Origin of the sequence: Pseudalkalibacillus sp. JSM 102089 (assembly GCF_041366475.1) — a bacterium.
GTDB lineage: Bacteria > Bacillota > Bacilli > Bacillales > Guptibacillaceae > Guptibacillus > Guptibacillus hwajinpoensis_B.
On record NZ_JBEWYW010000002.1, the window covers coordinates 518,706 to 531,839 of the forward strand.

General features: G+C 43.2%; 17 protein-coding genes. All 17 read right to left on the reverse strand.

The genetic code is table 11. The annotated features are described in order from the left end of the window. Position 1 precedes the first annotated feature (1 nt). Positions 2–1,102 (reverse strand): flagellar biosynthesis protein FlhB, encoded by a 1,101-nt coding sequence (flhB, locus tag ABVF21_RS07175; RefSeq protein WP_371017857.1) that lies wholly within the window; start codon positions 1,100–1,102, stop codon positions 2–4. A gap of 4 nt (positions 1,103–1,106) precedes the next feature. Next, positions 1,107–1,883 (reverse strand): flagellar biosynthetic protein FliR, encoded by a 777-nt coding sequence (fliR, locus tag ABVF21_RS07180; protein ID WP_371017858.1) that lies wholly within the window; start codon positions 1,881–1,883, stop codon positions 1,107–1,109. 2 nt (positions 1,884–1,885) lie between these two features. Continuing rightward, a complete protein-coding gene (fliQ, locus tag ABVF21_RS07185; protein ID WP_098445458.1) occupies positions 1,886–2,155 on the reverse strand; it encodes a flagellar biosynthesis protein FliQ in 270 nt (89 codons plus the stop codon). An 11-nt stretch (positions 2,156–2,166) separates the two neighbouring features. Further along, the gene (fliP, locus tag ABVF21_RS07190; RefSeq protein ID WP_226615792.1) at positions 2,167–2,850 is read right to left on the reverse strand and encodes a flagellar type III secretion system pore protein FliP; all 684 of its coding nucleotides are present in this window, start codon (positions 2,848–2,850) and stop codon (positions 2,167–2,169) included. Further along, a complete protein-coding gene (locus tag ABVF21_RS07195) occupies positions 2,850–3,428 on the reverse strand; it encodes a flagellar biosynthetic protein FliO (protein ID WP_371017859.1) in 579 nt (192 codons plus the stop codon). The genes fliP and ABVF21_RS07195 overlap by 1 nt, the downstream gene beginning before the upstream one ends. A gap of 15 nt (positions 3,429–3,443) precedes the next feature. Continuing rightward, positions 3,444–4,574, reverse strand: a complete 1,131-nt coding sequence (gene fliY, locus ABVF21_RS07200) for a flagellar motor switch phosphatase FliY (protein WP_371017860.1) — start codon at positions 4,572–4,574, stop codon at positions 3,444–3,446. Continuing rightward, positions 4,564–5,547: a flagellar motor switch protein FliM gene (gene fliM / locus ABVF21_RS07205; protein ID WP_303532534.1), complete on the reverse strand. Its 984-nt coding sequence runs from the start codon at positions 5,545–5,547 to the stop codon at positions 4,564–4,566. Before fliM ends, fliY begins: the two co-directional genes overlap by 11 nt. A 22-nt stretch (positions 5,548–5,569) precedes the next feature. Beyond that, positions 5,570–5,761 (reverse strand): flagellar FlbD family protein, encoded by a 192-nt coding sequence (locus ABVF21_RS07210; RefSeq protein WP_303532536.1) that lies wholly within the window; start codon positions 5,759–5,761, stop codon positions 5,570–5,572. 41 nt (positions 5,762–5,802) lie between these two features. Further along, positions 5,803–6,555, reverse strand: coding sequence for a flagellar hook-basal body complex protein (locus tag ABVF21_RS07215; protein WP_226615797.1), 753 nt, complete (start codon positions 6,553–6,555; stop codon positions 5,803–5,805). 73 nt (positions 6,556–6,628) lie between these two features. Next, complete coding sequence (locus ABVF21_RS07220) at positions 6,629–6,991, reverse strand: TIGR02530 family flagellar biosynthesis protein (protein WP_371017861.1); 363 nt, start codon at positions 6,989–6,991, stop codon at positions 6,629–6,631. A gap of 1 nt (position 6,992) precedes the next feature. Further along, positions 6,993–7,409, reverse strand: a complete 417-nt coding sequence (gene flgD / locus ABVF21_RS07225; protein WP_303532545.1) for a flagellar hook assembly protein FlgD — start codon at positions 7,407–7,409, stop codon at positions 6,993–6,995. A gap of 10 nt (positions 7,410–7,419) precedes the next feature. After that, the gene (locus ABVF21_RS07230) at positions 7,420–8,694 is read right to left on the reverse strand and encodes a flagellar hook-length control protein FliK (RefSeq protein ID WP_371017862.1); all 1,275 of its coding nucleotides are present in this window, start codon (positions 8,692–8,694) and stop codon (positions 7,420–7,422) included. A 14-nt stretch (positions 8,695–8,708) separates the two neighbouring features. Further along, positions 8,709–9,554 (reverse strand): MotE family protein, encoded by an 846-nt coding sequence (locus tag ABVF21_RS07235; protein ID WP_303532548.1) that lies wholly within the window; start codon positions 9,552–9,554, stop codon positions 8,709–8,711. A 12-nt stretch (positions 9,555–9,566) separates the two neighbouring features. Continuing rightward, positions 9,567–10,019 (reverse strand): flagellar export protein FliJ, encoded by a 453-nt coding sequence (fliJ, locus tag ABVF21_RS07240; RefSeq protein ID WP_371017952.1) that lies wholly within the window; start codon positions 10,017–10,019, stop codon positions 9,567–9,569. 2 nt (positions 10,020–10,021) lie between these two features. Further along, positions 10,022–11,341: a flagellar protein export ATPase FliI gene (gene fliI / locus ABVF21_RS07245; RefSeq protein WP_303532550.1), complete on the reverse strand. Its 1,320-nt coding sequence runs from the start codon at positions 11,339–11,341 to the stop codon at positions 10,022–10,024. Then, positions 11,331–12,128, reverse strand: coding sequence for a FliH/SctL family protein (locus ABVF21_RS07250; RefSeq protein ID WP_303532553.1), 798 nt, complete (start codon positions 12,126–12,128; stop codon positions 11,331–11,333). The genes fliI and ABVF21_RS07250 overlap by 11 nt, the downstream gene beginning before the upstream one ends. Next, positions 12,121–13,134, reverse strand: a complete 1,014-nt coding sequence (fliG, locus tag ABVF21_RS07255; RefSeq protein ID WP_226615804.1) for a flagellar motor switch protein FliG — start codon at positions 13,132–13,134, stop codon at positions 12,121–12,123. The genes ABVF21_RS07250 and fliG overlap by 8 nt, the downstream gene beginning before the upstream one ends.

The following is a 13,134-nucleotide window of genomic DNA, read 5'->3' on the forward strand; positions in this document are numbered from 1 at the left end:
GTTAGTTCCCTCCTCCCGGGTAGCCTTTTATGCTATAAACGTACGCGAGCACTTCTGCAACAGCTTTGAAAAGATCCTCAGGGACGCCGTCACCGATCTCTACCTGGTGATAGAGCGCTCGAGCAAGCTGAACGTTCTCTGATGTTATGATGTCGTGCTCTTTTGCTTTTTCTTTAATTTTTAGCGCAACGAAGTCCATTCCTTTTGCCACAACTGTCGGTTTATCCATTTCTTTTGGATCGTACTTAAGCGCAACAGCAAAATGTGTTGGATTTGTAATGACGACGTCAGCATTAGGAATTTCCGAAATCATTCGGTTCATCCCTAGCGCTCGCTGCTTTTCTTTAATTTTTGATTTAATGAGCGGATCGCCCTCGCTCTTTTTATATTCATCTTTAATGTCCTGCTTCGACATTCGGATGTTTTTTTCGAAGTCATATTTCTGATAAACATAGTCTAATAGGGCAAGGAATAATAATAGAATTCCAACAGCTAAGCCCGTTTGGACGATCAATGAACCAACAAGTGCCATTGCTTCACCGATCGACTTTTGCGAAATGAGCATCACTTCGTCTCGTTTATTCCAAAGAACAATAAAGGTGCAAGCTGAGATAAACGTAATTTTAATTAACGACTTTAATAGTTCGACGAGCGTTCGAGCTGAGAATATTCGTTTCGCGCCTTTTAATGGGTTAATTCTTTCAAGCTTTGCCTGAAGGGGATCTGTGGAAACGAGAAATCCCACTTGCATATAGTTTCCTAGAACTCCCATGACGAGCGAAATTCCCATAAGCGGGGCTGCGATCAGTGCCGCCTGCCACACATTTTCTTTAAGCATGCGATCAACATTCTGTTCTGTGAGCGTCCAATCTGTAATCTGAACAAGATTGCCTCGAATCATGGACTCGAGGCTTTCAATCATCCACCCACCAATGAAAGACATAAACAGAAACACACCAATCATCATAAAGGCGGATGGAATCTCAGCACTTCTCGCCACCTGACCCTTTTTACGAGATTCTTGCTTCTTTTGTGGTGTTGCTTTCTCAGTCTTTTCTTGTGAAAAGAATTGGAGATCCATTTGTAAGCGATAAGTTCGCATCGTACTACCCACCCAGTATTTGAATAAGCTGCCCCATCGTAGCGAGCATTTCTTGAAAAACTCCTCGCAGTAAAAAGAAAAATGTAGGAATCGTCACTAGAATAAGCACGAAACCGACAAAGATTTTTAACGGCAAACCGACAACGAAAATATTCACCTGAGGTACTGCTCTCGCAAGAAGGCCGAGCGCCACATCCACAAGAAAAAGGGAAGCAACGATCGGTAGCGCGAGCTGAAATGCTGAGAAGAACATCCCTGCAAATACTTCAGCGATAAACTTTGCAAGGGACTGACTATCCGCCTGACTCAACAGCTCATCAGCTGGTAGAAGTTCATAGCTTCTAACAAGCCCGTCTAGCATCATGTGGTGACCATCAACGGAAACTAGAAAGAGAAGAGCAAGCATGTATTTGAAATTCCCGATAATCGGTACTTGAGCTCTTGTCTGGGGATCGATTACGTTTGCCATAACAAAGCCCATTTGAAAATCAATAAACGCTCCCGCAACCTGAACTGTATACAGGATAAGGGAGGCAATAAATCCAAGTGATAGCCCGATAAAAAGTTCTTTTAAAATAAAGGTCACGAACGCGAGGTCAAGCGTTAGCTCTGCATCAGTACCTAATCCGGTCGTGACGATTAAAGCAAAAAAGAAACCAAGTCCAATTTTGAAGCGGTTTGGAACGCTTCGTGTTGAGAAGATCGGCGCTGTTATAAAAAAAGATGTCGCCCTCATAAACACAAGCAAAAATAAGGGAAGGGCGTTAATGACACTTTCCATGTCTAGCCGATAAACCTATAAAGATTTTGATATAAGTTCGTTGTGTAATCGAGTAGCGTTGTGAGCATCCACGGTCCAAACAGAACGATCGTTAACAGAACGGCAACGATTTTGGGAATGAACGCAAGCGTCTGTTCCTGAATTTGCGTCATCGCCTGAAACACACTCACGATTAACCCAACGCCAAGTGCGATTAAGAGAAGCGGAGCTGAAATAATAATCACGGTATAAACAGCATCTTCTGCAAGTGAAATGACCATATCCGGCGTCATCGTCGTCCTCCTTAGAAGCTTAATAGAAGTGATTCGACGACCAAATACCAGCCATCGACAAGCACAAATAGTAGAATTTTAAATGGTAGTGAAATCATGACAGGCGGCAGCATCATCATTCCCATCGCCATAAGCGTTGAGGCCACAACCATGTCAATAATAAGAAATGGAATGAAGATAATAAATCCAATCTGAAACGCCGTTTTCAGTTCTGAAATCGCAAAAGCTGGAACGAGTGCGGTTAACCGAATATCTTCGATCGACTCGGGCTTTTCAAGCTCAGCGTATTTATAAAAAAGGGCAAGGTCTTTCTCTCGTGTATGTCCTGCCATAAACTCTTTAATCGGAAGCTCTGCGGCATCGAGCGCTTCCTCCTGCCCAATCTCTTCGTTTATATAAGGCTGTAACGCCTCGCTATTAATCTCTGAAAGAACAGGGGACATCACAAAAAAGGTTAGAAAGAGTGCTAGTCCGACCAACACTTGATTCGGCGGCATAGATTGTGTTGCGAGCGCCGAGCGTACGAAGGAGAGGACAACAACAATTCGTGTAAAACACGTCATCAATACAAGAATAGCAGGAGCTAGCGATAGCACAGTTAGAAGCAGGACAAGCTGAATCGTAACGGAAACATCTTCTGTTGCGTTTGAACCGAAATCTAGTCCTGGGATCGTTAAGTTTATGAGTAAATCCATCACTTTTCGTCCCTTCCGCTTCCGTCATTCCAATAATCCTTACGTTTGTTTCTTTGCTTCTTCAAACTTGCCTGAATCATCTCTTGAATTCCTGCTTGCTTTTGATTCATAAACGAAAAGCCCGACCGCTGTTCTTCAGCTTGATCTAAAATACGCTTCACTTCTTCACCCTGAATTTCCTTAAGAAGGTTCACGTTATCTCCAACCCCAAGCATGTAGAGGGAATCCCCGACCTTGACCATTTGAACGGATTTATTGTTACCAAGCGGTGTACCGCCAATTTGCGTGAAAACGGAATGGTGCTGAAGCTTTTGTTGGCGTTTGGACAGAAAGCGAATCAGCAAATAAATGAGGCCAACCACGACGATCGTATAGAAAACGAGCTTGATTAGTAGAAAGAAAATATTTGTGTTTGCTCCTTCCACTTCAGCTGGCTGCTCTTCTATATCAGCAGGGTCATCCCCGTTTTCCGTGAGCCAGTCTTTCACACTTCCATTATCTGCCGCTGCGATGGCGTCATGCGGCATTACTAAGACAAGGCTGAGGAGTGTCATGATGCCAATCACAAGGTGTCTCACTTTTAAGCACTCCTTCTATCGCAGCTTTGATAAACGCTCTGCTGCACTTAAAATATCCGTTACTCTCACCCCAAAGTTTTCATCGATGACGACAACTTCACCTTTGGCAATGAGTTTACTATTGATCAAAATATCAACTGGCTCTCCTGCCAGCTTATCAAGCTCAAGAATCGATCCGTGTGAGAGCTCAAGAATGTCTTTTACAATACGCTTTGTTCGCCCTAACTCCACCGTTACTTGAAGGGGAATATCTAGGAGCATGTTCAAATTTCTTTGTTCTCCGTACGGATGATCTTGCTGGCTAAAATTTGTGAACTGCACGTTTTGGATATTCGGTTCAGGTTCTTTCACGCGCGTCGCAAATGAATCCATCGATTCTCTTTCTTCTTCCTCATGATTCTTTTGTTGATGTGACGATGGGTGCTGTTGCTGCAATTCAGCTTCATGCTCCTTTACCTGCTGTGTCTCTTGTTCCTGCACGGCTTCCCGAAGATCTTCTTCACTTATTAGTAATTCACTCACTTGCTTTGCTACAGATGCAGGAAGGACATGGTGTACAACCGTTTGAACAATCGATCCTATGGAAAGTTCAAACGAAACGTTCATATACACTGATTCAGCGGATTTTTCCAATAACATAGAATTAGCAGGTTCTGAAACAACTTGAAGATTTGTAAATGTTCCTGTAAAAGAAGAACCTGATGCCATGCTCAGTCCTTTATGTATGCTCTCCATCATTCCTGTCATAACAGCAGTTAAACTCTTATCAACACTCTCGTCACCTTCCTCACCCTTTGCCACAAGCCAGATGTCAGCCATATCTTGGGCATCAGGTGGTGTGAGCATAATGATCGATTCGCCCGAAGCTGCCCCTTCATAGCGAATCGCGGCCTCGACATAAGGAAGGGCTAAGTCTTGTTTAAAGCGATCTTCAGGAAGGATGTTCATCTGAACATTTGATACAAAAACGTCATGCATGAAAACGGAAGATAATGTTGTTGTAAGGCTTCCGATCGCAACGCTAAAAAGTTCATTTAATGCTTCTTCTTCAATTGAATGAAAATACACGTTAGGTTCCTCCCTTCCTGCTGCTGTCTCTTGAAATAATACGTTGATTTCATCTTTTGAAAGGCGATTATCCGTCATGGCCTACTTCCTCCTCTTCCTTCACTTCTGTAATTTGTACGGCCATCCGACCTTTCGAAGTCCCTGGCTGTCCATGGAACTTCACTCGGTTATCGACCCTCACAATCAATGGATCTGAGACGGTTTGATCCAACCGAATCACATCTCCATCTTCTAGATTTAAAAATTCTTCAATGGTGATTTCAGAGTGGCCTAGCTCAGCGATAATGCCTAAATTAGTTTTCTTAAGCCTTTTCTCAAGTTCCTTACTTTCCTGAGGCTCCCGATCCTTTTTCTGATTCGAAAGCCAGTGATGAGCTGAAAGCCTTGGCATAATCGGCTCAAGTACAACATGTGGAAGACAAAGACGGATATTACCTGTTACTTCGCCTACTTTTACATCCAGTGTCACGGTGACGACTGTTTCATTTGGAGATACGATTTGAAGAAAGTGTGGATTAACTTCAAGCTCTTTAAGCTCAGTTTTTAGCTTCAGTACCGATGTCCAGGCATCTTGAAAGCTTTCTAAGATTTTACTGAAAATCCGCTCAATAACGACAGTTTCAATTTCCGTTAAGTGTGTCAGTTTTTCAGGCTGACTCCCTTGACCTCCAAGCATTCGATCCAGCATTGCATAGGCAAGCTCTGGTGCTACTTCAAGCACCATTTGTCCTTGCAATGGTGAAGCAACAAAGAGACTAAGAATCGAATTCTCTGTAATCGACTGCACAAATTCTTCAAATGGCATCTGATCAACAGAATGAACGGAGGCTTGAATGATCGTCCGAAGCTGAGCCGATGAATATGTCGTCATGAGACGTGCGTAGTTCTCATGGATGCGAGTTAAAATTCTGATGTGATCTTGAGAAAAGCGAAGCGCTCTTTTAAAGTCATATGTTTGCACTTTTCTATCCTTCATTGACTTCTTTTGCCCTTTATCGTCGATGGCAGAAAGAAGTGCATCAACTGTTGCTGGCGATAGCATATCAGACAACATGGTCACCCCCGTTCTTCTATTATTTCTCTAATACGTGAATATCACGATAGAATTCCGTAACAAGCTGTTTTACTTCCTCGACTGTCTCCATCACAACGTAGCGTTTTCCATTCGTTAATAGAATCATCGTATCCGGCGTTGACTCAATCGTTTCAATGTAAATGGCATTCAACATCATCGCTTCACGGTTTAATTTAGTTAACGGTATCATATGAACAGAGCAGGCCGAGGAAACTCCTCAGCCCTTACCCCCTATCGTTTTAAATTGACGATTTCTTGAAGGATCTCATCTGAAGTTGTAATCACTCTTGAGTTCGCCTGGAAGCCACGCTGAGCTACAATCATTTCCGTGAACTCTTCGGTTAGGTCAACGTTGGACATTTCGAGTTGACCAGCGACGACGCGTGAGTCTTGAGGAAGCCCTGGTACTGCATCCCCAGATTTTTCTGTTTCACGAAAAAGTGAGTTACCTACTTTATTAAGCCCACCTGGATTTGGCACTGTGCTTATCCCTAGATTCAAAGTTTGTTGTTCATTTCCTTGAGTATCTGTATAAGTGATAACCCCATTACGATCAATACTTTTAATTTCACCGATCTGCTGAATAGGGTTACCTTGATCATCTAACACTGCGTAGCCTTGTGTTGTCACAAGATTTCCTGTCGCATCAACCTGAAAAGACCCAGAACGAGCAAGGTAATCAGTTCCGTCACTTCTTACTGTAAAATACCCATCCCCCTGAATACTCAAATCCGTCTGTACCCCTGTCGTCATTGGTGATCCGGGACTATCTACCATATTAATCGCCGATACGGATGAACCAAGACCTACCTGCTTCGAATTTACGGAGTTTCCTGCCACGCTCTGACTGAGTAGATCTTCAAATAGCACTCTACTTTTCTGGTAACCTACTGTATTTACGTTCGCAATATTATTCCCGATAACATCTAGCTTTGTTTGAAAGCCTCTCATTCCTGAAACGCCTGAGTACATTGAATTTAACAAGTTGTTTCCCCCTCTAATTGTTTCGCTGCTTCAATCGGTCCACAGCGAATCGGCCTCCTGCTCGGTCCGGCCACTATAAAATAAGTGCTGAGTCAATGTTTGTAACGATTTGATTCTCCATACTATCCTGCTTCATAGCAGTAATGACTTTGTTGTTTTTGACGCTAACAACAAAGGCGAGATCTTTCATTAACATAAGCGACTCGTTTGATCCTTTTTCTCTCGCTTTTTCTACTCCATCATTCAGCTTTTGGAGCTGATTGTCCGAAAGGGAAATCCCATTTTGCTTAAGTCGAACCTGTGCATGGTGACTAAATGAAATCTGTGAATCGATCGAATGCTTAATTTGATCAGCAAAAGAGTTTTTTGAATTCTCCTGTTTTGTAGTTAGTTGAATCGGTTGCTTTGGATAATAAACTTGATTGATTTGAACCATACTATTCCCCCGTTTCGATACGCTCTAATAGGGAGATATCTACCTGTTTGCCACTATCAAGTTCTGCGAGTACTTTGCCTTCTTTGTATAAAACAGCTTCTACCTTACCTGCGTTCGCTTCGTTATTCTCCTGCCACTGAACGCTTTTACCAATTAAATGTGCGTAATCCGTCATCGAGCTTTGTAACTGACTATCGAAAAATTTATTCATCGACTTATTCATGTTTGTCATTTGCTCGAGTGAACTAAATTGCGCCATCTGCCCGATAAATTCAGTATCTTGCATCGGCTGCATCGGGTCCTGGTTTGAGAGCTGAGCAACGAGAATTTTCAAGAAATCATCTTTTCCTAACTGACCAGGTGCCTCTGTTTTTGGTGTTTGAACAGCTGATGTTGCTGTGACAGAACCTGTATTCATGTCACCCCTCCTAAATAGCGTAATTAATCCCACTAGATGCGCCTTCTTCTAGCTCATTCGTTACGAGTGGATTCTCTTCTAATTCATATTCACCTTTTCGCCCTTGTCGGTGCTTTCCTTGTTGAAACGCCTGACCCTGATCCTGGCGACTATCCTGCATGAACGATTGTTGTGAGCCCTGCGGCTGTTGAACGACTTCCACTTTATCAAGTTGGATGCCCTGTTGAATGAGCGTATGACGTAGCTGGTGAAGCTGTGATTCAATCATGTCCTTTGCCCCTGAAGTCGCTGTTATAATGTGCGCGGTCACTTTCCCATCAGAAGTTGTTAGCCGAATATCAAGTTGACCGAGATTTTCTGGAGAAAGCTTAATTCTTATGTTTGTTTCATCTCCATTTTTCGATAGTTGCATGCGCTCGGTAATCATTTCACTTAGCTCCGAGGCAACATAACGAGTCGGAACTGGTGTAGTCGATTCCTTGATGGTTGTTTGAGATTCATTACCTTTTGCTAGCGGTAGCGCTTCTGGCTTCTCGTCTATCTGGGTTTCATCTCCAGACATTTGATCTGTCACAAGCTTCTCTTGATTGTCAGCTACTTCTCCAGACACGTTCATTTCGACGAGTGCCTTAGTTTCTTTTCCTTCAGTAACACTATGTTTTGGTGTCTCTACTTGAATTTCAATAGCTTCTCCATCTAACTGGACGTTTTGATCGGAGTCCATACCAAGTTTCTGATCTTGTTTCGATTCAGTTGCCATTCTCTCCATCAGCGAATAGAGCTCTTTGGGCTCTTTCAGCTTCAACTCTTGCATAAGTTTCATAACATCAGATGGAAGTTTCGTCTCTACCGCAAACGTTTCAGAGAGAACTTGTTCTTCATTTTGAAAGGCTTGCTCGATTTCTACAAACTCACTTTTTGTAAAACCGGGTAGACTTACTTCCTCCTGTATACGATTAGCATTCACTTGTAGCAGTTCACCACTCAAATCAGTTCCTTGTTGGGCAAGCGATTTCGATAAAAATTGTTGATCATGTTGAACTGGTGGAACATTGACAGCACTCATCATGAGAAGGTGCACGGGGGGTTCACCACTTCTATTTGTTGGCTTATTGTCTCCCTCTTCTAGCTCGCTTTCGTTATGTGTCTCTGATTGCTCACTTTCACTCACATTAAGCTTTTTTCCTAAAGCACTTAATAACGTTGAAAATCCAGTTGGACCATTTTCAGTTCGAACCTTAGGCTGAACAATTATGTTTTTTCCAAGTGACTGGATAGCGTTCACTATTTCACCTCCTTTTAATTGGCTAAATCAGCTATGTAACTAGAAGAAATCGACTCTTCCATTTCTCCAAGTAACCCTGTACGCTTCTCTTCATCAAATTCTTTCAGAATGGAAAGCCCTACTTCTTTCTCCTCTTTAGACTGCGCCATCTCCGATAGGATTTGTGCCGCTTCTTCGTCAGTCATTTCTGACAAATTATCAGCTACGTCTGAAACAGAAAGCGAACTATCTTCACGATCAATCGCATTCATAAGGAGCGTTACTCTCTCTTGCATTGCAGCAATCTCAGGATCGTCCGCTTTTTCAATATCTCTTAACGCGATCGTTAAATCTGCTGCTACAGCTGCATTCATTTTCCCTAGTACAGCTGCTTGCTCGGTGCTTCCCATTGCATCAAGCAGGAGAGCTGCCTCGTTTAACGTAAGGTTTTCCATAATACTAGCGGACTTCGATGCTGACATTCCTTCATACGTTTTTGCTAACTCCTGAAGCTTCTTCTGACGCTCTTCCTTGTCAGCTAATTCGCTCTTCATTTCTTCAGCTAACGATTCCAGCTCAGACTGTTTTTTCTTCAGCTCGATTTCTTGCTCATCTAACTGCTTTTTCAAGTCTGAGATTTCGCCATCCTTTTGATTGATTTCTTGTTCTAGCACTTCATCTTGATTTTGATCAGTAGCCTCAGCGGTAAAATTATCTTCCACATATGCGATCGGCTTCTTACTAAGTGAAGTGGCCATTGCGAACAGATCGTATCCAAGAAACGGAAGAACAACAAGCATAACCGTAGCGATAAACGCGAGCGGCAAGAGAAAACCGTGGATGATACGTTCTTTCCATGAACTCTTCTGTCGCTTTCGCATTCCCCTCACCCCTTAGCCGTTTCTTGCAAGCATATACGCACGTACGGTATTCAAATCATCTAGCTCATTTTGTTCAATCATTTTCATATCGTGATAAAACTCTTCTTTTCTCGTCTCTTTGATTGACTGCCACGTTTTCTCTTCTCTTACTTTAGAAGCAAGCGTGTCCTGCTGCTCACTCACTTGATGTTCAACTTGAATCAGCTGATTTCTTTTCTGGTGGAGCTGCCCCTCAAGATAGGTAATATGCTCTTCTTCCTTAAGAAGATCTATAATGGAAACCCCTTCTTGTTGACGCTCTTCCAGTCTCTGACGCATGGAAAGAACCGCTTGCTCAAGATCACGCAGGGAACGTTCGATATCCACTTGTGCTTTGAGTGATTCAGCCATTTCTAGCTGTGCCTGTGATTTTTCATTTTCTTTTACATCCAAAATTCGTTGAAATGGGAAGTGAAAAGCTGCGATGGTTAGTCATCCTTTCCAAATCGGGATAAAAGCCAGTCCTGACTTTCTTCAAATGAAGCTTGATCATCAATGCCCTGCTTAATATATTTCTCAATCTCCGGGTGAATTGAGATTGCTTTATCAATATTGCTGTTCGTTCCAGCTTTATAAGCGCCAATATTGATAAGGTCTTCAGAAGAAACATACACAGCAAGAAGTCGCTTAAATTCTTCTGCAGACTTCATATGCTTTGGAGTCACAATTTCTTTCATCACACGGCTAACACTCTCTGAAACGTTAATCGCTGGATATTGGCCTTTTTGAGCGAGCTTCCGATCCAAGACAATATGCCCATCTAGAATCCCTCGCACCGCATCTGCAATCGGTTCGTTCATATCGTCACCATCAACAAGAACAGTGTAAAAAGCTGTAATCGATCCCTGCTCAGCTGTGCCAGATCGTTCTAACAATTTGGGTAAAAGAGCAAATACGCTTGGCGTATATCCCTTACTAGTTGGTGGCTCTCCAATTGCCAGCCCAACTTCCCTCTGTGCCATGGCAAAACGTGTCACAGAATCCATCATTAGCATGACGTTCTTTCCTTGATCACGAAAGAACTCTGCGATCGACGTTGCCGTAAGCGCTCCTTTGATCCGCTGTAGTGGGGGTTGATCAGATGTTGCCACAACGACAACCGATTTTTTAAGCCCCTCTTCACCAAGATCACGCTCAATAAAATCCCTTACTTCCCGTCCTCGTTCACCGATCAAGGCGATCACATTCACATCGGCTTCTGAATTTCGAGCCGCCATTCCCATTAACGTACTTTTTCCAACGCCACTTCCGGCAAAAATACCGATACGCTGTCCTTGACCGACTGTTAACAGCCCATCAATAGCGCGAACACCAAGCTGAAAGGGTGTCGTAATGCGCGGACGCGTCATTGGATTTGGTGGCTTTCGATTTGTGGATACAGCCTTCAGTCCACCAGGGAGATCCGAGTAATCAAGAGGTCTGCCGCGCCCATCGAGAATCGTTCCAAGGAGTGAATAGCCCACTTTCACTTCAAGTGGCTGTCCTGTCGCCACCACAAGGCAACCTGGACCAATTTCTGATAGGTCATGCATCGGCATGAGCAGAACACGATTTTCGCGAAAGCCAACTACTTCTGCTTCAATTGGTTCCTTTGATGGTCCTGGATAAAGGTAGCAAAGCTCACCAATTTTAACCTCTGGACCAAGTGATTCGATCGTTAGCCCAATAACCTGTGTCACCTTGCCATACTTCTGGACCGTTTCCATCGAATGAAGCTGCGAAAGATATGGCTCAACATTAATGCTCATCGACAGTTCGCTCCTCAAACATAGCAAGCAGCTGTTTCTTCATCTCAGAAAGCTGGCTGTTAATCGAAATATCGTACGACCCGCTCGGCGTATGAACAAGTCCTGAACCGACTTCCAAGTCACTCATCGGCACAAGCTTTAAGCTCGCATTCACATCAAGTTGTTTTTCAAGCTCGTCAACCATTGGTATCACATGCTGATAATCTTCTGTTGAAACTTGAACAATGACTTCTCCACGATCCTTTACTTTCTTTAGCGTATCTTTCACCATGCCAAGCAGCGTCTCTGGATTTTGTTCCATTTCTTTTAAAATGATTTTCTTCGCAATGGCTGTGCTTAGCGATAGAAGAAACGGTTCAGCATCCTGAATTAATTCTTCCTTCTTGTCATAAGCGCCCTTTACCATGTGTTCCATTTCCTTCTTCTTTTCATCGAGCTCGAAATGAATTTGCTGCATGCCTGCTTCATAACCCGCTGCATATCCGCTTTCTTCTGCTTCTCGATACGTTTTCTTCGTGATTTCCTGCCACTCAAGCTCTTTTTGTTCCTGCTTCTTCTCAAGATTTTGATGAACGTTCGCTTCTTCATCTCCAAGTCTTGTTCGAATGGTATGATAAAGATCTTCTAGCCGGATCATCATCTCAAGAAGCTGCGATTTCTTTTCTTCAATTGTAGTAGTACGAGAAGGCAATATGCGATTTCGCTTTGGCTCTGCGACCGTTCGCTGCTCAATTACTTTCGGAACGGCTCGCTTCTCTCCAGAGGTTTTTCTGATGATATTAGACAATCAGATCATCTCCTCCACCGCGTGCAATCATGACATCACCTGTTTCTTCAAGGTAACGGATGACAGAAACGATGCGTGTTTGCGCTTCTTCCACTTCACGAAGCCTAAGTGGCCCCATCAATTCGATCTCTTCTTTCACCGTATCTACCCGGCGGTTAGACATGTTTCGGAAAATTGTATCCTTCACATCGTCACTCGCTACCTTAAGCGCTATAGAAAGATCTTCATCTTTTACTTCACTAATGACGAGGCGAATGGATCGGTCATCAAGCGTAACAATGTCTTCAAAGACAAACATCCGCTTCTTAATTTCTTCTGCTAGGCTTGGATCATCTTTCTCAAGCGAGCTAAGAATTGTTCTTTCCGTACTTCGATCAACGCTGCTTAGAACTTGAACTATTGATTCCACACCACCAGTAAACGCATAGTCCTGCGAACCGCTAGCGTTAAGCTTACCTTCAATGATCTTTTCAAGCTGACTAATCACTTCTGGTGAGGTACTATCCATCAGCGCAATTCTTCTTGCTACATCTGCCTGACTTTCTTGAGGTAGCGAGGATAAAATTTTGGAAGATTGCTTCGCATCAAGATAAGATAAGACAAGAGCGATCGTTTGGGGATGCTCCTGCTGTAAAATGTTTAGAATTTGATCAGGATCTGCTTTTCTTGCGAATGCAAATGGCTTCACCTTTAAATTGATGCTTAAGCGAGACAAAATTTCTTCTGCCCTTTTCGGCCCTAGCGCTTGCTCAAGGATATGTCTTGCGTATTCAATTCCTCCGACGGCAATGTAATCCTTTGCTTTTACCATCTGGATAAACTCATCCACGACGGCTTCTCGCTCATCGGGCTCAACTTTGCGAAGCTCTGAAATGCCAAGCGCAAGCTGATCAATTTCCTTCTCAGATAAGTGTTTAAATGTTTGAATCGAAAGGTCAGCACCTAAAGAAGTGAGAAGGATCGCTGCTTTCTGAGTTCCTGTTAATTCTTCTAAACTACTCACCAT

Coding starts and splice junctions, on each gene's coding strand:
- fliY (WP_371017860.1), bottom strand. CDS start 4,574: ATGACGGATAATCGCCTTTCAAAAGATGAAATCAACGTATTATTTCAA.
- flgD (WP_303532545.1), bottom strand. CDS start 7,409: ATGAATACAGGTTCTGTCACAGCAACATCAGCTGTTCAAACACCAAAA.
- fliR (WP_371017858.1), bottom strand. CDS start 1,883: ATGGAAAGTGTCATTAACGCCCTTCCCTTATTTTTGCTTGTGTTTATG.
- fliG (WP_226615804.1), bottom strand. CDS start 13,134: ATGGTGAGTAGTTTAGAAGAATTAACAGGAACTCAGAAAGCAGCGATC.
- fliI (WP_303532550.1), bottom strand. CDS start 11,341: ATGAGCATTAATGTTGAGCCATATCTTTCGCAGCTTCATTCGATGGAA.
- fliQ (WP_098445458.1), bottom strand. CDS start 2,155: ATGACGCCGGATATGGTCATTTCACTTGCAGAAGATGCTGTTTATACC.
- ABVF21_RS07235 (WP_303532548.1), bottom strand. CDS start 9,554: ATGCGAAAGCGACAGAAGAGTTCATGGAAAGAACGTATCATCCACGGT.
- flhB (WP_371017857.1), bottom strand. CDS start 1,102: ATGCGAACTTATCGCTTACAAATGGATCTCCAATTCTTTTCACAAGAA.
- fliP (WP_226615792.1), bottom strand. CDS start 2,850: ATGGATTTACTCATAAACTTAACGATCCCAGGACTAGATTTCGGTTCA.
- ABVF21_RS07210 (WP_303532536.1), bottom strand. CDS start 5,761: ATGATACCGTTAACTAAATTAAACCGTGAAGCGATGATGTTGAATGCC.
- ABVF21_RS07220 (WP_371017861.1), bottom strand. CDS start 6,991: ATGGTTCAAATCAATCAAGTTTATTATCCAAAGCAACCGATTCAACTA.